Source organism: Thermococcus pacificus, assembly GCF_002214485.1.
GTDB classification, from domain to species: Archaea; Methanobacteriota_B; Thermococci; order Thermococcales; family Thermococcaceae; genus Thermococcus; species Thermococcus pacificus.
The window spans coordinates 457,646-476,526 of record NZ_CP015102.1; the positions used below are offsets into that span (position 1 = coordinate 457,646).

At 55.3% G+C, this 18,881-nt stretch carries 17 protein-coding genes; 10 read left to right on the forward strand and 7 right to left on the reverse strand.

Features of this window, described 5'->3' with window-relative positions; translation table 11 throughout:
• From A3L08_RS02620 to A3L08_RS02630, 3 genes are read left to right on the forward strand one after another with little or no spacing between them, the layout of a single operon-like run.
• The gene (locus tag A3L08_RS02620; RefSeq protein WP_088853560.1) at positions 1-1,389 is read left to right on the forward strand and encodes an ATP synthase subunit B; all 1,389 of its coding nucleotides are present in this window, start codon (positions 1-3) and stop codon (positions 1,387-1,389) included.
• Positions 1,390-1,415: 26 nt separating this feature from the next.
• Positions 1,416-2,069, forward strand: coding sequence for a V-type ATP synthase subunit D (locus A3L08_RS02625; protein ID WP_088853561.1), 654 nt, complete (start codon positions 1,416-1,418; stop codon positions 2,067-2,069).
• 46 nt (positions 2,070-2,115) lie between these two features.
• Positions 2,116-3,342 (forward strand): alanyl-tRNA editing protein, encoded by a 1,227-nt coding sequence (locus A3L08_RS02630; protein ID WP_088853562.1) that lies wholly within the window; start codon positions 2,116-2,118, stop codon positions 3,340-3,342.
• 3 nt (positions 3,343-3,345) lie between these two features.
• On the opposite strand, the gene A3L08_RS02635 is transcribed toward A3L08_RS02630, so the two are convergent.
• The 7 genes from A3L08_RS02635 to A3L08_RS02665 all read right to left on the reverse strand — a co-directional run bounded on the left by A3L08_RS02635 (position 3,346) and on the right by A3L08_RS02665 (position 10,099).
• Positions 3,346-4,614 carry an ABC transporter permease gene (locus A3L08_RS02635; RefSeq protein ID WP_088853563.1) on the reverse strand — a complete coding sequence of 423 codons (1,269 nt, stop codon included), beginning with the start codon at positions 4,612-4,614 and terminating at the stop codon, positions 3,346-3,348.
• Positions 4,611-5,576, reverse strand: coding sequence for an ABC transporter permease subunit (locus tag A3L08_RS02640; protein ID WP_088853564.1), 966 nt, complete (start codon positions 5,574-5,576; stop codon positions 4,611-4,613). Before A3L08_RS02640 ends, A3L08_RS02635 begins: the two co-directional genes overlap by 4 nt.
• A 113-nt stretch (positions 5,577-5,689) precedes the next feature.
• Positions 5,690-6,520 (reverse strand): 7-cyano-7-deazaguanine synthase, encoded by an 831-nt coding sequence (locus A3L08_RS02645; RefSeq protein ID WP_088853565.1) that lies wholly within the window; start codon positions 6,518-6,520, stop codon positions 5,690-5,692.
• A gap of 30 nt (positions 6,521-6,550) precedes the next feature.
• Entirely contained in the window at positions 6,551-7,204 is a 654-nt protein-coding gene (locus A3L08_RS02650) for a hypothetical protein (protein ID WP_232461748.1), read from the reverse strand.
• 24 nt (positions 7,205-7,228) lie between these two features.
• A complete protein-coding gene (locus A3L08_RS02655) occupies positions 7,229-8,137 on the reverse strand; it encodes a radical SAM protein (RefSeq protein WP_088853567.1) in 909 nt (302 codons plus the stop codon).
• Between the two features lie 47 nt (positions 8,138-8,184).
• Positions 8,185-8,886, reverse strand: a complete 702-nt coding sequence (locus tag A3L08_RS02660; RefSeq protein WP_088853568.1) for a dihydroorotate dehydrogenase electron transfer subunit — start codon at positions 8,884-8,886, stop codon at positions 8,185-8,187.
• Positions 8,870-10,099, reverse strand: a complete 1,230-nt coding sequence (locus A3L08_RS02665) for a dihydroorotase (protein WP_088853569.1) — start codon at positions 10,097-10,099, stop codon at positions 8,870-8,872. Before A3L08_RS02665 ends, A3L08_RS02660 begins: the two co-directional genes overlap by 17 nt.
• Positions 10,100-10,497: 398 nt before the next feature.
• On the opposite strand from A3L08_RS02665, the gene A3L08_RS02670 reads away from it, so the two are divergent.
• From A3L08_RS02670 to A3L08_RS02700, 7 genes are all read left to right on the forward strand, one after another.
• On the forward strand, positions 10,498-12,876 hold the full coding sequence (locus tag A3L08_RS02670) for an ABC transporter substrate-binding protein (RefSeq protein WP_232461749.1): 2,379 nt from the start codon (positions 10,498-10,500) through the stop codon (positions 12,874-12,876).
• A gap of 199 nt (positions 12,877-13,075) precedes the next feature.
• On the forward strand, positions 13,076-14,131 hold the full coding sequence (locus tag A3L08_RS02675) for an ABC transporter permease (protein WP_088853571.1): 1,056 nt from the start codon (positions 13,076-13,078) through the stop codon (positions 14,129-14,131).
• Positions 14,132-14,142: 11 nt separating this feature from the next.
• Complete coding sequence (locus A3L08_RS02680; RefSeq protein ID WP_088853572.1) at positions 14,143-15,612, forward strand: ABC transporter permease; 1,470 nt, start codon at positions 14,143-14,145, stop codon at positions 15,610-15,612.
• Between the two features lie 10 nt (positions 15,613-15,622).
• On the forward strand, positions 15,623-16,582 hold the full coding sequence (locus A3L08_RS02685; protein ID WP_088853573.1) for an ABC transporter ATP-binding protein: 960 nt from the start codon (positions 15,623-15,625) through the stop codon (positions 16,580-16,582).
• A gap of 10 nt (positions 16,583-16,592) precedes the next feature.
• On the forward strand, positions 16,593-17,600 hold the full coding sequence (locus A3L08_RS02690; protein WP_088853574.1) for an ABC transporter ATP-binding protein: 1,008 nt from the start codon (positions 16,593-16,595) through the stop codon (positions 17,598-17,600).
• A gap of 27 nt (positions 17,601-17,627) precedes the next feature.
• On the forward strand, positions 17,628-18,110 hold the full coding sequence (locus A3L08_RS02695; RefSeq protein WP_232461750.1) for a hypothetical protein: 483 nt from the start codon (positions 17,628-17,630) through the stop codon (positions 18,108-18,110).
• On the forward strand, positions 18,107-18,871 hold the full coding sequence (locus A3L08_RS02700; protein ID WP_088853576.1) for an NAD+ synthase: 765 nt from the start codon (positions 18,107-18,109) through the stop codon (positions 18,869-18,871). Before A3L08_RS02695 ends, A3L08_RS02700 begins: the two co-directional genes overlap by 4 nt.
• Positions 18,872-18,881 lie beyond the last annotated feature (10 nt).

Here is an 18,881-nt window from a genome sequence, read left to right on the forward strand (position 1 = left end):
ATGCCGGGAATGGAGTACTCAACCGTTAGCAAGATTTACGGGCCGCTCATGATCGTCCAGGGCGTTAAGGGCGTCGCCTACGGTGAGGTCGTCGAGATAGAGACCGAGAGCGGGGAGAAGAGAAAGGGACAGGTCCTCGAGGCTAGGGAGGACATGGCCATCGTCCAGGTCTTCGAGGGCACCCGCGACCTCGACGTCAAGAGCACGCGCGTCCGCTTCACCGGCGAGACCCTCAAGGTCCCCGTTTCAATGGACATGCTCGGAAGGATATTCAACGGTATCGGTAAGCCCATCGACGGTGGACCGGAAATAATCCCCGAGGACAGGCGCGACGTCCACGGTGCGCCGCTCAACCCGGTGGCCCGTGCTTATCCAAGGGACTTCATCCAGACCGGTGTCTCGGCCATAGATGGGATGAACACCCTCATTCGCGGCCAGAAGCTGCCCATCTTCAGCGGTTCCGGTCTTCCGCACAACATGCTCGCGGCCCAGATAGCGAGGCAGGCAAAGGTCCTCGGCGAGGAGGAGAGCTTCGCCGTCGTCTTCGCGGCGATGGGTATCACCTACGAAGAGGCCAACTTCTTCAAGAAGAGCTTCGAGGAGACCGGGGCCATGGAGAGGGCCGTCCTGTTCCTCAACCTGGCGGACGACCCAGCCATTGAGAGAATCATCACCCCGCGTATGGCCCTTACAGTCGCAGAATACCTCGCCTTCGACTACGACATGCAGGTCTTGGTTATCCTCACGGACATGACCAACTACGCAGAAGCTCTGCGTGAGATTTCCGCGGCAAGGGAAGAGGTCCCCGGAAGGCGCGGTTATCCGGGTTACATGTACACCGACTTGGCTACCATCTACGAGCGTGCAGGAAGGGTCAGGGGCAGGAAGGGTTCTATCACTCAAGTTCCCATTCTGACGATGCCCGACGACGACATCACCCACCCGATTCCAGACCTTACCGGCTACATCACCGAGGGCCAGATAGTCCTCAGCAGGGAACTCCACAGGAAGGGTATCTATCCGCCCATCGACGTTCTGCCTTCGCTCAGCCGTCTGATGAAGGACGGTATCGGTAAGGGAATGACGAGAGAAGACCACCCGCAGCTCAGCCAGCAGCTCTACGCGGCCTATGCGGAAGGAAGGTCGCTTAGGGACCTCGTGGCTGTCGTCGGTGAGGAGGCTTTGAGCGAGACCGACAGGAAGTACCTCAAGTTCGCCGACAGGTTTGAGCGCGAATTCGTTGCCCAGCGCTACGACGAGGACAGGAGTATCTTCGAGACCCTCGACCTCGGCTGGGAACTCTTAGCGGAGCTTCCTGAGAGCGAGCTGAAGCGTGTCAGGAAGGAGTACATCCTCAAGTACCACCCCAAGTACAGGAAGGGGGCTTAGCCCCTTCAAAATTTTAGGTGGTCGAGATGGCAGAGCTGCTCAACGTGAAGCCAACGCGAATGGAGCTCCTCAACCTCAAGAGGCGCATTACATTAGCGAAGAAAGGGCACAAGCTCCTCAAGGACAAGCAGGACGCCTTAGTAATGGAGTTCTTCACCATCTACGACGAAGCCCTGAGCCTGCGCAGGGAGCTTGGAATGAAGATGGAAGAGGCGTTCAATGCACTCCAAGCTGCGGAGATAGACGTGGGGACGCTCCGCCTCAGGGAGATAAGCCTCTCAGTCAAGCCCAACAGGGAAGTTGAGGTCAAGAAAAGGAACGTTATGGGCGTTCCCGTTCCACTCATAGAGGCCGAGTCATTCAGGAGAAGTGCCGAGGAGCGCGGCTACGCCTTCGTCTCAAGCTCCGCTAAGGTAGACCTCGCCGCCGAGAAGTTCGAGGAAGTCCTCGACCTCGCCGTTCGCCTCGCCGAGGTGGAGGAGACCCTCAAGAGGCTCGCAAAGGAGATAGAAGTCACCAAGAGGCGCGTTAACGCGCTCGAGTACATCATCATACCGAGGATGGAAGCTACCGTCAAGTTCATCAAGGGGCGCTTAGATGAGATGGAGCGCGAGAACTTCTTCAGGCTGAAGAGGGTCAAGGCCCTCATTGAAGCCAGGTCCCAGGCAGAGGGCTCCTGACGGCAACCCTTTTATTCTCGGTTCCCCTTTTCTCCCTGGTGGTGGCATGACGGAGAAGCTGTTCTACAGGAACCCCTACCTTTGGGAAGCCGAGGGCACGCTTCTGGCCGTTGAGAAGGGTGGCAAAGGCGTTAGAATCCTCCTCGACAGGACAATATTCTATCCGGAGGGTGGCGGTCAGCCCTCCGACAGGGGGGTTATAGCTGGCGAGGACTTCAGAATCCTCGTGGAGAAGGTTCACGGCAAGGACGAGGTGTGGCACGAGGGAAAGCTCGAGGGTCGCCTCCCCGAGCCCGGGGAGCCCGTCAGGATGGTCGTCGACGCGGAGTGGCGCTATGAGAACATGCGCCAGCACACCGGCCAGCACATCCTTTCCGCGGTCTTCAAGGAGCTGTACGATGCCAACACGACCGGCTTCCAGATATTCGAGGGCTACAACAAGATAGAGATCGACTACCCAGGCGAGCTGGACTGGGACATGATTCTGGAGGTCGAGAGGAAGGCGAACGAGGTTGTCTGGAGGAACCTCCCAGTTCAGGTGGAGGTCTACGATGAACTCCCGAAGGAGCTGAAGGAGAACCTAAGGAAGGAGCTCTCCGAGAAGGTGAAACCGCCCATAAGGATAGTATCGATTCCGGGCGTTGACGTTATACCCTGCGGCGGAACCCACGTGAAGAGCACCGGAGAGGTGGGCTTCATAAAAATCCTTAACTTCTACAGGAAGAGCCGGAAGCTCTGGCGGGTAGAGTTCGTCTGCGGCAATCGGGCGCTGAAGAAGCTCAACGAAATCCTCGATGACTACTGGAGCGCCCTCGACCGCATGCCCAACAAGAACCCGCCACTGGCCGAGAGGGTGAAGGAACTCAAAGCTGAGGTGGAGGGGCTTGAGGAAGAAAAGGACTCCCTTAGAAAGGAGCTCTGGGAGTGGAAGGCGAGGGCCCTTCTCAACGAAGCCCAGGAAATCGGCGGAATCGGGGTGATCTCACACCTAGAAAAGGCACCGCTGAAGGATGCCCAGGCCTTCGTGGTTCATCTGGTGGACAAAAACCCGAATACTATAGCCTTAATCGCCGGCGAGAACTACGTCATTTTCGCCAAGAACAAAGAGATCGAGGGTATCTCCATGAACGATCTCCTGAAGGAGGTTCTCTCGAAGACCGGCGGCGGTGGAGGGGGCAGCGAAGTTCTTGCGAGGGGCGGGGGCTTCAAGGTCAGGCCGGAGGAGGTCCTTGAGCTGGCCTTTGAAAAATTGAGGGGGGAGCTTTCCCCCTGAACGCTACCCCCTTGACAGGAACCTCTCCTCCAGCTCGCGGTTTATCAGGACGAAGGCAAGTGCAAAGACCACAAGGGCAAGGCCGATGGGCACTATCATCCACCAAGCCATGCTGTATATCGCGTTCTGGCTGAGCACCATTCCCAGCATCGTTCCCCAATTGAAGCCAGGCGCGACCCTGAAGAAGCCCAGTATCGATATCAGCGCGATGGCCTTGGGTGTGAAGAGCGACAGCTGGTAGATTGAGTACGGCCCGACTATCTTCAGTATGTGCCTCCGGAGTATCCACTTCCTGTCGGCGCCCAGGCTCTCAGCCGCGGCCACGTACTCCTTGTTGAGTTCGGTCCTGACTATCGCCCCCACGTTCCTGGCTATCTTCCCGAAGAGCAGAACCGCCAGCGCCAGCACGAAGGCCCACATGGGTACCGTTATCCTGGCGTTGTAGGACACGCTCCCGGTCAAGGGTGTGAGGGCTATCATGAAGGGTATGACGGGGACTATTGTGGAGAGCTTTGATATAGAATCCACGACAGTTCCGGTTTTTCCCCTCAGTGAGGCGGCAAGGCCGGCGAGCGTTCCTAGGACAACCGCCACGACGGCCGTGAGGTATACCAGCACCACCGTCTGCCTCGCCCCCCACAGGAATGCCGCACCGACGTCCCTGCCGTAGGTGTCGGTTCCCAGGATACCGTAGGTGGCGCCTACTATTTTGACCGTTGAGTTCAGTGCCCCCTCGACGGTTATCGTATAAACCCCGTGCTCTGGAACCACCTCACCGCTCTGGTTCACGAAGAACAGCGGCTTCAAGCCCATTCTAAAGGCCGTGTCCTCCATTCTGAACTCAACTCCCCTGTCCTCAGCTATCTCCATCAGTACCTGCCACTGGTAGGCGAGGGAGACTTCATCGGAGATTCCCCTGTAGAACTGGTAGCTCTCCCCTGAGGGCGTCGTTACCGTTACCGTCATGGGGCTCCCCTCGGTTTTGTTGGACTTCACTATTATGTCTTGAGGTGGCTTTGAGTATCTGAAGTCGTACTCGAAGGCCTGGAGGCCGGATTGACTCTTTACAGGGGCCAGTTCCTCCGTTGGAGGCAGGCTCTTTCCGAAGAGGTTCACCCAGGATGGCGGGGCGAGCTTGGGGTTCTCCTTCCAGTAGAGGCCGTTGTACCAGTTCTCTATCTTCTCCTCGTTCACGAAATAGGGGGCGATGAACGCTGCGATGGTGTATATCACGATGATGGCCACTCCCAGTCTGAGCTTGTTGGTTCTCATTGCCTCTCCCCTCCCGAACGCGGGTCAAGGTAGAGGTACAGGCCCTCCATGACTACTGCGTTGATGAAGTAGAACAGCATCATCACTGCCGTCGTGAAGAACAGTATCTCAGGTGCGTAGGCAAAACCAAACCCGTCCCCAATGCGGGTCAGCCAGAATGAAACCGCCATCAGATAACCGAGGCCGTGTATGTTGAACATGACCTCGATGAGCATCATTCCCGTCAGTATCTCCAGGAAGTTGTACGTTGTGAAGGTTAAGAACGCCGGAAGCGCCGTCCTGAGGAGTTTGCGCATTATCCTCCCCTCCGGCAGTCCCCTCGCGACGTCGTAGAGCACGTGGTCGCCATTGCGTTCGTTCACTATCATATTCCTTACGTTGAACGCGTACTCCCACAGGCCCGAGAACACCAGCGTGAGCACCGGAAGGACCAGGGCCCTGAGGTAGGTGCTCGTGGATAGGGTTCCGTGCACCTCTGCCCAGTTGATGGTGTCCTCGAAGTTGACGGGGAACAGGGAGAGCTTCCAGTAGAAGAGGAACAGGAACACCACGCCTATGAACCAGGAGGGCATGGCCGAGAAGGTTGGGGCCAAGGCGGAGACCACCTTATCCGCCAACCCCCGGTAGTAGCCTGCCCTCAGCCCTAAGAAGAGTCCTATCACAAGGAGAAAGACCTCGGTCAGCACGAGGAGGGCGAAGCTCTTGACGACGAAGGTCTCCAGACCTTCCTCCCACACCTCCGGCGGGTCTGTTAGGAACTTCCACGTGGCGGAGAAGTAGCCGCCTACGATGTCCAGCAGACTACTGTCGTTTTTTGGGTAGAACTTGTAGACCTTTCCGAGGTCGTTCCTTTCAATCCGCAGTTCTCCACCCCCTATAACGATTCCTACCACGAGAAGGGCAAGGAACAGGATTAAAAGATTCCTCGTGATTATCTTAGCAACGGCTCCGGCTTTAGCCATGTTCTCACCCAAAAGTTACATTGGTGTACTCTTTAAAACATTTATGGGCTTAAGTAATTTTCGTCTGGTAGAAGAAGGGAATATGAATCAACAGTTCCCAGGAAATTAAATCCTCACTCCAGGAAGAGCGTATCAAGCCCCAATTTCTGGTATACGAACTTTTTCTGCCCCTCGGGAACCACTGGTTTAGCCACCTCACTCTCGGCCTTTTCCCTGTCCATGAGGCCGTAGCGGACGAGGGCCGCTATTCTCCTGTGCTCAAAGCTGTGGCCGTGAACCTCCCAGTAGCGCTCCAGGGCCGGGCCAAGGACGAGGCAGTTGGTCGTGTAACCTGGTAGCTCTGGAAGCTCGAAGGGGAGTTCCTTGAGTATCTCCAGCCTCTCGCGCTCAGGCATCAGGGAGAGAAGTCTGACTTGGATTATTCCATCCTTCATGACCCTGTATGGGTGGTGGCCAAAGGGGAGCTCGTGGCCGGTGATTATGTAGTGGTAGCCGTTTCTCAACGCGTATTTCCTGAGCTTCTCCATCGTCCTCTTGGAGCAGGCCCGGCATGGACTTTGGGCTTTGAGGAGTGCTTCTCTGAAGATGTCAGAGTAGTCATAGCGGAGGAGCGTAAAGGGGACTTCAAGGACCTCAGCAACCCTGCGGGCGTTCTCTATTGCTTCCCTAGCCATGAGGCCATGGTCTACCATAACAGCCTCAAGCTCTGGAACCCTGTAAACTTCCTTGGCTAGGTAGAGTGCTACGGTGCTGTCCTTTCCTCCAGAGTATGCAATGACGGCCCTGTCGACCTTCTCCATCAGTTCTTCGAGCTCCCGCCTGATTGCCTCTCTGTTCAGAGGGTGCTTCAAGTAGACCTGACACTCCCTGCAAAGGGGCTTTCCGTCAATTATGTCTATCTTCGCCGTCCTCTCGTCGTGTATGCAGAGTGAGCACTTGAGCATGTTGGGGGAAGGGGAGACGCCTTTAAAACGTTACCCCCTGAGCTTAACTTTTCTCCCGAACTCGTTGACTTTCTCTCTGCCCTTTTTCCCTGCGAAGAAATAGACTACCACTATTTGGTTTTCTAGGAGGATTCCCCTGTTGTTCCTCGCTATGAGCCACCCGAAGAGGGCCCCAAAGACGAGACCGGCCAGCCAAAGTTCGAGTATAAACAGTCCGCGGGAAAACTCACCCGGCCTGGCCGTCATCGATATGGCTTTGTAGGCCAGTCCGAAGGCGAAGACGAAAAGACCCTCAAGGAGTAGGCTTGCCCTAACGGCCCTGCTCAGGAGCGAGAGGGCCCTGCTGTCACCGGCGTACTTCTCAAGGACTTTACCGTCGTGGATACTGTAAACAAGGGTTCTTGTGATGTTAGCACCGCTCCTGAAGGCTAGGAACGCAAAGAGCATTGCTAGATAGTTCCAGCGAACCTTGAAGCTTGCCCAGAGCCCGATGGCTACCCAGATTAATGTGAAAAGCCTTTCAAGGCCCTTTTTCTCGTTTCTGGGGACGTCTACCCTCAGGGCTTTCCTTAGCGTTACCCCAGCGAGCTTTCCGCCGATCCTAATGAACCAGCTCATAACGTTGATTCCGAGGAATATTAAGAGGAGAACTAGAGAAAGCAACTCCCAGAGCAAGGGCCTCACCGTTCAATAATAGGGAGAAGGACTTTATCGCTCTTTTCTCTCCCTCTTCACGATGGGGACGACGTCTCTGGCAATCCTTCTTGCACTGAAGAGCGTCAGCGGATCCATGGTCCTGTAGATTGCCAGCTGACAGCCACTTATCCTCACATCGATGTGCTTTTTGGCCTCCATAGCCGCCTTCAGGAACTCTCTCACGCTCTCGGCCCTATCGAAGTCGAGACCGGCTTTTTTAAGCCTTTCAACGTTGAGCTCGTGGATCGTTAAAGGCTGGAGCATCATCTCGTCTATTCCGAGGGAAGCGGCAAGCTCGGCTATCTTCGGTATGTCCTCGTCGTTTATGCCGGGCATGAAGATGGTTCTAACCACCGAGCGGACGCTTTTGTCGTTTCCCACTATTTTCAGGGCGTTTACGACGGCATCAAAGGTGTCGGCGTTTGTTATCTTGAGGTGCTTCTCCCTGCTTGCCGCGTCGAGGCTTATCATCACCAGATCAAAATCGAGCTTCTTCCACAGCTCTTCTGTTAATAGGGAGCCGTTGGTCTGTAAATCGAGCCTCGCGTTTGGAAAGCGCTCGCGGAGCATCTTGTTTACCTCGACGATGCGGGGGCTTAGCAAAGGCTCGCCGTACTGGGAGACGGTTATCGCGTACGGGTCCTCCCAGCCGTAGTAGCCGGGCTTCGGTGCCTTTCCGAGCTTCACGGCAACGTTTGAGTAGCAGAATATGCAGTCGTGGTTGCACGCGGGGGTGAGCTCATAGCTCGGGTGGTGGACGGGGTTGGGGTTGTTTAAATCAAGCCCCTGGCAGCCCTGACAGTGAGTGGGGAACTTCAGATCCATCACAAACTGTTTTAGCAGTCTCGCTTCTTTGTTTTCTAAGATTTGAGGCTCAACTCCCATGCTCCTAGCAAACTCTTCCCAGCTCATCCTCTTCATTCTCTCACCGACGGGGGCGGAGAAAATGGGTTTAAAAAGGTGATTGATCAGAGCAGTCCCCTCAGCTGGGGGCCCTCGAACACTGGCCCGTCCCTGCACACGAGGTACTTTCCAAGGTTGCAGGAACCGCAGACGCCTATGCCGCACTTCATGTAGCGCTCGGCCGAAATCTGGACCTTTTCGTAGTCCATCACACGAAGGACTGCCCTTAGCATCGGCTCCGGACCACAGGCGTAGACCTGGTCAAACTCGCCCTTCCTCTCGGCTAGGACATCGGTTGGGAAGCCCTTCCTGCCCGCGGAGCCGTCGTCCGTGGTGATTATCAGCTCATCAACGTAGTCCTCAACGTCCATAAGGGCGAGCTCGTCCTTTGAGCGGGCGCCGTAGATGAGGGTCACGTGCTCGAAGGCACCCCCGCCCTTTCGGGCCAGGGCATAGAGGGGTGGAATCCCGATGCCCCCGGCCACCAGCGCAACCCTCTTACCCCTGGCCTCAAAGCCGTTTCCATAGGGCCCCCTGATCCAGACGTAATCGCCTTCTCCGAGCTCGAACAGCCGTGAGGTGAAGGGCCCGACGCGTTTCACCACTATGATGTCTTCGCCGGCGAGACTGAATGGCTTCTCCCCCGCACCTGGGAGCCACACCATCAGGAACTGGCCGGGCCTGAACTTGAGCCTCTCGTCGAAGCGGAAGGCCCTAACGTCCTTCGCGACCTCCCATGTCTCAACGAGTTCAACGCGCTTCAGCAATTTCCACCCTCCTTCCACTGGGTTTTCCAATGACTTCGTCATCCTCCATAACGAGTTCCCCGCGGAGGAAGGTTTTGACCACCTTTCCGCGGAGCCTTTTACCCTCCCACGGGCTCCATCCTGCCTTCGTGTAGAAATCCTCGGGCCTGACGACCCATTCCTTCTTGAGGTCGATAACGGTGAAGTCCGCGTCCTTTCCGACCTCTAACCCCTTGTCCCTTATTCCAAATATTCTAATTGGGTTCAAGTGCATCTTCTCTACTATGTCCTGTAGCTCTATGAGCCCCCTGTTCACGGCATCCAGGAGGAGTGCCACTTCCGTCTCCAATCCAGGGATCCCGGCTGCCCCGTTCTCTTTATCCTGAAGTGTGTGGGGTGCGTGGTCGCTCGCTATGATGGGGATTCTTGAAAAATTCTCCCAGAGAGCCTTTCTATCGCTTTCGCCTCTCAGCGGCGGGTAAACTTTGAGGAGCGGGTTCCTCTCGTAGTCCCTTTTTGTTAGAAACAGGTGGTGGGGGGTAACTTCGAAGCTCACCCACGGCAGTCCTGCTTCCAAGATGGCCCTCAGCCCGTCGCCAGTCGAAACGTGGCAGATATTCAACTGTTTCTGCAATTCCCCTGCAGCGTGGATGGCCCGCTCGATGGCCCGAACCTCGGCCTCCGGCGGCCTCTCGGGGCTCTTCCGGATTGTCTCAGGGTCTTCCGCATGGACGCTCACTATTCCCGGTGAACAGGAATAGTCGCTTTCAAAGTTCTCCGAAAAGATGCTCCCCGTTGAGGCGCCCATGAACACTTTGTAGAAATCTGCCCGGACTTTCTGAGCCTCTCCGCAGTTTCCTTTCAAGAGGAACCCAAGGGCATAGTCCGAATAAGCTTTCCTCTCAAATAGCCCCTTTCTCCTCTTGAACGTCGTGGCATCCATTACGGGCGGCTTTGTGTTGGGCATGTCGAAGACGGTGGTTATGCCGCCGTGAAGGGCCGCCTTCGTTCCGCTTTCTACGGTTTCTTTATCCCGCTGGTCGAAATCCCTTAGGTGAACATGGGTGTCTATTAGCCCTGGGAGTATAACCTTACCGCGACCAATTTGAATGACTTCTTCTCCCTCCAACTCCCCGATGGAGATGCGGGAGATTTTCCCCTCAGAAACCCCTATGCTTCCCTCCATCAGTTTCTTGCCCATCAGGAACTTCCCTTTTAGAACCAGGTCATACATAGTGCCCGCCCGGAGATGAACCGCTTGATATTTTAAGTTTTTTGCATCCTCCAAGAGGCACGATAGATGAAAAACGCCCTCTAACGATTTTTCGGGCTTTCTGCATTTTTATTGACAGCTTTTTGTGGCCTTTCACGAATCATATGTGTGTTAATAACTTGAAAACTGTATTTTAAGACGCAATCCCTGTTTTAAGGACACATCTAAAACCGTTTGCGTATTGACACTATGTATCCTCTTTTTCATTGAAGTTACTTTTACAGGAACGTAACCCTTAAATAGGCTTTTAATGTATACTCCCATGCCATTATACACCACATATGGCGGCATTGCTAAAAATTGGAAGGAGGCAGTGGAGTATGAATCGGAAGGCCTTTGGTTTGTTTATTATGGGTTTGATGTTGTTTAGTTTGTTTGCCATCCACCCAGTTAGCGCGGCGGACTACACGCCGAAGGACATACCCCTGAACAGCGACGAGGCCAAGGCCCGCTTTAAGGCCGACCTCGAGTGGTACCTCAACTACGGCCACTTCGTCATCAGCAACGGTCCGTACATCCTTGAGATGTACTCTCCTGAGAACCTTTACCTCAAGCTTGTTAAGTTCAACGGTCAGAGGAACACCTTCAACGATGACCCCAAGCTCCCGAAGGACGGTTATGCCGATGTTGTTGAGTACCAGGGTGTTCAGAACCCTGAAAACGTTATTCTCCAGATCGCTAAGGGTGAGTACGACCTTGGTCTCTTCGCCTTCGGTGCCAACAAATACCAGGGTCTGGGAAGCGACGTCCTCTCGAAACTCAACCTCTACAAGAGCGCTAGCTCCTCCGTCGAGCTGACCATCAACCCGTACAAGGACCCGGACAAGGACGCTCCAATAGTTACCGTCGGCGACAACGTTTACTTCAACCCGTTCGCCATCAGGGAAGTCAGGTTCGCCATGAACTGGCTCATCAGCAGGAACTACCTCATCCAGAACATATACCAGGGTAGCGGTGCCCCGGCGCTCAGCGGCATCACCCCGAGCGACCCGGCCGCAAAGTATTTCGAGCCGGTTTACCAGGCCCTCAAGTTCACCGCCGATGGAAACGAAGCCCTTGCCCTTCAGATGATTGACGAGGCCATGCAGAAGGCCAAGGAGCAGGTCGCCAAGTACAACCACAAGCTTGAGAAGAAGGACGACGGCCTCTGGTACTTCGATGACCAGCCGGTTACAGTCAAGTTCGTCATCCGTACCGAGGACGAGAGGAAGGACGTTGGTCTGTACATCGCAGACCTCCTCGAGAAGAAGGTCGGATTCAAGGTCGACAGGATGCTCCTTGACAGGCAGAAGGCCAGTGAGATAGTCCTCGACAAGCCGATCACCACCTACGAGTGGAACCTCTACACCGGCGGTTGGGGTGCCGGTGGTCTTGGAAGCATGTACCCTGACTGGCAGATTTACTACTGGTACTCCCCGCTCGGCTACTACCCGAACTACATAGACCCGAGGCACGAGCCTGAAGTTACCGTCGAGGACGCCCTCAAGTACATAGGCGACGGCAGCGTTGCCGCTGGCCTGCAGAAGCTCCAGACCAAGTACTACACCAGTGAGGAGAGCCTCGGCCCGATACTCAATTGGACCACCAGGGAGATCGGTTACATCCTCCTCATGACCCAGTACACCGACCCGGCCACCAACACCACTATAGTCCTCAACAACCCCGACCAGTACTGGGACTTCCAGAAGATCGGTATGACCGCAGGTCTTATGGAAAGCATCAGAATCTTCCTCGTTGAGCAGTGGGAGTTCTACCCGGTCAACAAGGAGAGGGTCACAGACATCATCAGTGACGACAGCATTGGTATCGCCAGCAGGTGGAGCATAATGAGTGCCAAGACCCCGGACAAGCACCTCAAGGTCGCCCAGTTCGCCTCAACCGGTGCACTCTTCATGAGCGCTTTCAACCCGATTGGAGGTATAAGCGACGTTTACAGCACCAGGCTCTGGAACCTCATCCACGACACCGGTGGAACCATCAATTTCGACGGTATCTACGTCCCGTACAGGTGCAAGTGGACCCTCGAGAAGGGCGAGTTCACCGTCCCTGACGATGCCGTCATCTATAACCAGACCCAGGGCTGGATAGCCGCTCACAAGGGCGAGACGGCCAACGCCAAGGTCACCGTCACCTGTGACCTGGGTGAGTGGCACAACGGCGTGAAGATGACCATCGACGACATCAAGTACTACATAGCATTCTACTACGCCTGGGCCTTCCAGGACACCCCGGACGACCCGTACTACGACAGTTCCCTGAGTGACGCCGCCGCCACCCTCCAGACCTACCTCGGCTTCCAGTTCACTGACGACGGCTACGTCGTCTACGGTAACTACGTCCACCCGTTCGCCGACGACCTGACCGCGGGCAACTACATTATGTACCCGAGCCTTCCGTGGGAGCTCTACTGGACCATGGGTGAGCTCGTCGCCAACGGCGACGCCTACGGCGCCAGCAGCAAGTACTCCTTCAGCAGCAGCGGTGAGGGACTCCTCCAGCTTGACCTCCTCACCAAGCAGCACGTTAACGACCTCGCCGCCGTTATACAGAAGATCTCCGGCATAAACCTCGATGATCTCACCAAGACGACGACCACCACAAGCTCACAGGGCCAGACCGAGAGCCCGACCACCACGACCGGCGGCGGTGAAGGCAGCAACACCACCACCTACGTTGTGGTCGGCCTGGTGATAATCATCATCGCCGCGGCCACCTGGTACTTTGCCAAGAAGAAGTGATTTCGTTCTTCCTTTTTCCTGTTTTCCTTTGTTGGTTTCTGTTCTCTTGGAATTCGTGAGGTCCCCTTCTGTGGGTGTATTGCTCATTTCTATGCACCCTATGAAAATGTGTACATTGATGCAGTAAGATATATAAAGTCAGTTTTACAATGCTGAAAAAGATACATTAAACACGAGCAACCTACTTGGGGGTGAAAGAATGGGATATCTCAGGTACTTGCTGTTTAGAATTGCAAACGCAATCCTAGTTCTGTTGATAGTGACGTTCATTATCGCGGCCCTCTTCGTGAAGGTCGCAGAGGAGAGCAATCGGGCAAGAATGAACGACGAAATGATGCAATGGGACAGAACCACCGGGCAGAAAATTTTGAAAACCGGGGGTCAGGATGCCTATGAAAAAGCCAAGGCGGAGCAGGAAAAATTACTGAGGGAGAAGTACGAGCTCGACCTGCCCTACTGGCAGAAGGTGTACAAGAAGGCTTTACGCACGCTTAGGCTGAACTTTGGAACGACCACGACTCCAATCTTTGGAACCAACAACGTCGCCGAGATCATCAAGGTCGCCGTTCCAAGGAGTATTCTGCTCTTCACCACTGCCACGATAATCGTTATTATACTCGGTATCTTCCTTGGAGTCCGGGCTGCCAACAACCCAGGGAGTGTCTTTGACAGGGGATTGTCAATATTCGCCCTCCTCACATACAGCCTGCCGATGTGGTGGACCGGAATGATGTTCCTGCTCCTATTTGCCTACAAGCTCGGCTGGTTCCCGCTGAGCTCAATGTTCGACCCGAACCTCACCGGTTGGGCTCACGTTAAAGACGTCCTATGGAAGCTCACCCTCCCGGTCCTCACATACGTCTTCGTTGCCTTCGGTGGCTGGGCCTGGACGACCAGGAACATCATGATCGGCACCCTTCAGGAGGACTTCATCATGGCGGCGAGGGCCAAAGGTGTCCCCGAGCGCAAGGTAATCTACGGCCACGCCCTCCGTGCCGCTGCCCCGCCGATAGTCACCATGGTCATCTTCGCCCTCCTGGGTTCACTCGGTGGTGCAATCATCAGCGAGCTCGTCTTTAACTACCCTGGAATGGGAAGGCTCTACTGGGTCGCCCTCCAGCAGAACGAGACCAACCTCCTCATAGGGCTCACGTACTTCTTCACCATGCTCTACCTGGCAGGAGTCGTGCTCGCGGACATGGTCTATGGATTCCTCGACCCGCGTGTCAAGGTCGGTGCTTCCGCCAATATGTGAGGTGATTCACGATGAGATGGGTCGATGTCAAAGAAGGAATTAAGGAGTTCCTTGAAGAGTTTAAGAGGGAGAAGACCGGTATAGCCGGCGTCATTCTCCTCGTCCTCCTCGTCATAGTTGCACTCACCGCCCCGTACACCACGATGCCGGATCTCCCAGAGAAGTGGAGGAGCTCCGCTTACTGGGAAGACAACCCCAAGAACGTCCCACCGACCTGGTATAACATGTTCACCTCCCAGAAGCTTGTTCCCCAGCAGGTCTACTACGTGGACGACCTCAAGATAGGTCACCCCTCTGACACTGAAACCGTCATCGAGGCGGACTACACGTTCCCAGAAGGATACTACTTCGGACCCCAGGGCATCATAATTAAAAACATCAACGTGACGTTAAACCAGGCGTCACAGGCCCCGACCTACAGCATTTACCTCAAGAGGCCTGATGGCAAGACTGTCGTCCTCGTTAAGAACAAGCCGCTCACAAGCTCCACCACGATAGCCGTTGGTAGGGATGCCACTATCTCCGCCAACATCTACGTCTGGCTTGTGAACGTGACCGAAGGAAAGGAGCTTGACCCGATCCAAGCCCAGATGGATCCGATAGTCATCATGAACATTAACACCCTCGTCTCAACCGCCTTCGCCAAGGTCGAGCCCGGAATGAAGGCCGAGGATGTCATAAACAATCCGGAGCCCCTTCCGGGCAACTACAAGCTTGTCCTGGATATCAAGAACCCTGCCCCAGACCAGAATAAGGTCATCCTCGACGAAATGAAGGTCACATTCCTTGGAAGGAGCTACGGGATGATGGGCACCGACTACCTTGGAAGAGATCTCTGGGCCGGAATCATCTGGGGTAGCAGGGTCTCCCTTACAATCGGTATACTCGTCTCCGTCCTCAGCACTATAATCGGCCTCACCTACGGAGTCACCAGTGCCTACCTCGGTGGAAACATGGATGAGCTCATGATGCGTATCAACGAGATATTTGCCTCAATACCAAGCCTTCCGATACTCATCCTCATAGGCGCCACCGTCGGACACGTGACCTTAATGTTCATAGTGTTCCTGTTGGTCATCTTCGGATGGATGGGAATAGCGAGGATAGCGAGGAGCATGGCACTCCAGATCAAGGAGCAGACCTACATCGAGGCCGCCAGAGCCCTCGGTGCCGGCAACGGAAGGATAATCTTTAAGCACATCCTTCCGCAGCTGCTCCCGTATGCCTTCGCGACCATTGCTCTCAGCGTTCCGGGAGCGGTTATCTCCGAGGCTTCCCTGAGCTTCCTCGGTATCGGCGACCCGACGGCCGTTACCTGGGGCCAGATCCTTAACGCCGCCCAGACACAGTCAGCGACGACCAAGGGCTACTGGTGGTGGGTCCTCCCGCCCGGGCTTGGAATTGCAGTCGTCGGCCTTACCTTCGTGCTTATAGGTACGGCCCTTGATAGGATACTCAACCCGAGGCTCAGGAGGCTGTGAGGTGGTATCAATGGTCAAGAACGTACTCGAAGTTAAAGACCTCAAGATGTATTACTTCACCAACAAGGGTGTCGTCAAGGCCGTCGACAACATCAGCTTCAACCTCAGGAAGGGTGAGGTGCTGGGGCTTGCCGGTGAGAGCGGTTGTGGCAAGTCCTCCCTTGGCTTTACCCTTTTGGGCATGCCGACCCCGCCCGGCAAGATAGTCAGTGGTAGCATTAAGATCGATGGCAGGGAGATAGTTGGACTTCCAGAGGACGTCCTTAGGAAGGAGATCCGCTGGCAGAAGATATCGATGATCTTCCAGGGTGCAATGAACGCCCTCAACCCGGTCTACACTGTCGGCTACCAGATGACCGAACCGCTCCTACTCCATAAGGGAATGAACAAGGAGGAAGCCCTTGACAGGGCTCAAAAGTACCTCGAGCTCGTCGGTCTCGACCCGGAGATAGTCTATCGCTATCCTCATGAACTTTCGGGTGGTATGAAGCAGCGTGTTATCATAGCCACAGCCCTCCTCCTCGAGCCCGATGTCGTCATAGCCGATGAGCCCACCACTGCTCTGGACGTTGTCGTCCAGGCCCAGATCATAAACCTACTCAAGAAGCTCAAGAAGGAGCTCGGCCTGTCGATGATATTCATCACCCACGACCTCAGCATCCTCGCAGAGATCAGCGACCGCGTTGCCATCATGTACGCCGGAAAGATAGTTGAGATCGGCGACAGCGAGAAGATCTACTACGAGCCGGCCCATCCCTACACTCAGAAGCTCCTAGCGGCCATACCAAGGCTTCACGAGGACGTTGAGAAACTGGAGTTCATCCCCGGACAGCCGCCCAACCTCATCAACCCGCCGAAGGGATGCCGCTTCAGCCCAAGGTGCCCCTATGTTATGAACGTCTGTACGGAGCAGGAACCCGAGCTGAAGGAAGTTGATAAGGACCACTACGCCGCATGCTGGTTGCTGTGAGGTGTGAGAAATGGCCGAGCCGGTACTCAAAGTTGAGAACCTTAAGAAGTACTTCCCGATCAAGAGGGGCTTCGTCGACACCATCAAGGGTGCCCCCCAGAGGAAGGTCCACGCGGTTGATGGCATCAGCTTCGAGATATTCAAGCAGCAGGTCTTCGCCCTCGTCGGTGAGAGCGGCTGTGGTAAGTCCACCACAGGAAAGCTCATAGTCAAGCTCCTCGAGCCCACTGACGGTAAGATATATCTTGAGGGCAACGACGTCACCCACATCAAGACAAGGGAGGAGATACTCAACTACCGCAGGCACGTCCAGATGATATTCCAGGACCCGTTCAGCTCGATGAACCCGAGGTTCAGGATATTCGATATCCTCGAGGAGCCGCTCCTCATACACGGCATAGGCGAGACCAAGGCCGAGCGTGAGGAGCTCATCTACAAGGCCCTTGAGATGGTCAAGATAACCCCTCCTGAGGACTACGTCGGCAGGTTCCCCCACATGCTCTCCGGCGGTCAGAGGCAGCGTGTGGCTATTGCAAGAGCTCTCATCCTGAACCCAACCTTCATCGTCGCAGACGAGCCGGTTTCGATGCTCGATGTGTCAATCCGTGCGGAGATCCTCGAGCTCATGAAAGAGCTGAAGGAGAAGATGGGTGTTACGTACCTCTACATCACCCACGACATGTCCACTGCCAGATACTTCGCGGACTGGATGGCGGTCATGTACCTTGGAAGGATAGTCGAGATGGGTCCAGCGAAGCGCGTTATCGACAACCCGCTCCACCCGTACACCAGGGCCCTGCTCACTGCAGTCCCCGAGCCCAAGCCGGAACGCAGGAACGTCATCAAGGAGCTACCAATCAAGGGTGAGGTTCCGAACGCCGTCGACATACCGCCTGGATGCCGCTTCCACCCGAGGTGCATCTACGCCCAGAAGGGACTCTGTGACACCAAGCACCCACAGCTCGTCGAGTACGAGCACAACCACTGGGCCGAGTGCCACCTTGTCGGCAAGTACTGATTTCTCTTTTCTTTCTCCGTTTGGGTGATGCCAATGGGAACGCTGCGGGACGCTATGGGCTATCCGGTTCTGAGGGCCGGTATAATACTGCTTGTTCTTGCCCTGTTGATATCCATAGCCGGCCTCTACCGCGTTGATAAGTCATATTCCTCCTCTGGAACACTTGGAGAGGGGATGCACTACCTCGGTGACGATAAGTTCGAAAACGAGTACCTGTATCACAACAGGACGCTTACCCTCTCATCCACCAACGCAACCATATCCCTCCTCCAGGGGAGTGAGATGTACAACTACACTCTCGTCAACGATTCCGTGACACTCCATCCCGAGATGCGCCCGGCAATATACGTCTTTAATGGTGAGGTAAACTACACCTACGATGCTAGGGCAATAGATTACCCGTACGCAGTCTACTCCATCGGGGCTTTCGTTATAATGCTGGCAGGCATTGCGCTGTCCTTCATTGGCTACACTCAGTTCCTCAAGGACGTTAAGGGGGGTAAGAAATGAGGGAACTTGAGTACCCGAAAGTCGTTGAGGAGATAATCTCCTTCATCCGCGAGAATGTTGAAAAAGCAGGTGTGGAGGGTGTAGTCATCGGAATAAGCGGTGGAATCGACAGCGCCACCGTCGCCTACCTTGCAGCTAGAGCACTCGGGAAGGAGCGGGTTTTGGGCCTGATAATGCCATACTACGAGAACCGCGACGTTGAAGACGCCAAGCTCGTCTGCGAGAACCTTGGAATAGAGTGCAGGGAAATCAGTATAAGACCCATTGTGGATTCTCTCGTCGCTCAGCTTGGCTTTCAGCCCGACAAGCGCTCCCTCGGCAACATAATGTCAAGAACGAGGATGGTTCTGCTGTATGCCCACGCCAACCAGCTCAACCGCCTCGTGCTGGGCACGAGCAACAGGAGCGAGTTTCTTGTGGGATATTTCACCAAATGGGGCGATGGTGCCAGCGACTACGCGCCCCTTATAAACCTCTACAAGACAGAGGTGTGGGAGGTTGCGAAGCTCCTCGGCGTCCCCCAGAGGATAATCGAGAAGAAGCCAACTGCCGGTCTCTGGGAGGGCCAGACCGACGAGGACGAGCTGGGGATAAGCTACCGCCTGCTGGACGAGATACTGTGGAGACTCGTTGACCTCAAGATGCCGAAGGATAAAATCGCGGAAGAACTTGGGACAGACATCGAGAGAGTTGAATACGTTGAGCGGCTCGTTAAATCGAGCGAGCACAAGAGGCGCCTCCCCCTCGGGCCGACCTTCTGAGGTGGAGTCC

Bases quoted from the DNA above. Each gene is read 5' to 3' on its own strand.
- A3L08_RS02630 (WP_088853562.1), top strand. From the start codon at position 2,116: ATGACGGAGAAGCTGTTCTACAGGAACCCCTACCTTTGGGAAGCCGAG.
- A3L08_RS02625 (WP_088853561.1), top strand. From the start codon at position 1,416: ATGGCAGAGCTGCTCAACGTGAAGCCAACGCGAATGGAGCTCCTCAAC.
- A3L08_RS02635 (WP_088853563.1), bottom strand. From the start codon at position 4,614: ATGAGAACCAACAAGCTCAGACTGGGAGTGGCCATCATCGTGATATAC.
- A3L08_RS02665 (WP_088853569.1), bottom strand. From the start codon at position 10,099: ATGTATGACCTGGTTCTAAAAGGGAAGTTCCTGATGGGCAAGAAACTG.
- A3L08_RS02620 (WP_088853560.1), top strand. From the start codon at position 1: ATGCCGGGAATGGAGTACTCAACCGTTAGCAAGATTTACGGGCCGCTC.
- A3L08_RS02700 (WP_088853576.1), top strand. From the start codon at position 18,107: ATGAGGGAACTTGAGTACCCGAAAGTCGTTGAGGAGATAATCTCCTTC.
- A3L08_RS02680 (WP_088853572.1), top strand. From the start codon at position 14,143: ATGAGATGGGTCGATGTCAAAGAAGGAATTAAGGAGTTCCTTGAAGAG.
- A3L08_RS02670 (WP_232461749.1), top strand. From the start codon at position 10,498: ATGTTGTTTAGTTTGTTTGCCATCCACCCAGTTAGCGCGGCGGACTAC.
- A3L08_RS02675 (WP_088853571.1), top strand. From the start codon at position 13,076: ATGGGATATCTCAGGTACTTGCTGTTTAGAATTGCAAACGCAATCCTA.
- A3L08_RS02690 (WP_088853574.1), top strand. From the start codon at position 16,593: ATGGCCGAGCCGGTACTCAAAGTTGAGAACCTTAAGAAGTACTTCCCG.
- A3L08_RS02695 (WP_232461750.1), top strand. From the start codon at position 17,628: ATGCCAATGGGAACGCTGCGGGACGCTATGGGCTATCCGGTTCTGAGG.
- A3L08_RS02685 (WP_088853573.1), top strand. From the start codon at position 15,623: ATGGTCAAGAACGTACTCGAAGTTAAAGACCTCAAGATGTATTACTTC.
- A3L08_RS02655 (WP_088853567.1), bottom strand. From the start codon at position 8,137: ATGAAGAGGATGAGCTGGGAAGAGTTTGCTAGGAGCATGGGAGTTGAG.
- A3L08_RS02645 (WP_088853565.1), bottom strand. From the start codon at position 6,520: ATGCTCAAGTGCTCACTCTGCATACACGACGAGAGGACGGCGAAGATA.
- A3L08_RS02640 (WP_088853564.1), bottom strand. From the start codon at position 5,576: ATGGCTAAAGCCGGAGCCGTTGCTAAGATAATCACGAGGAATCTTTTA.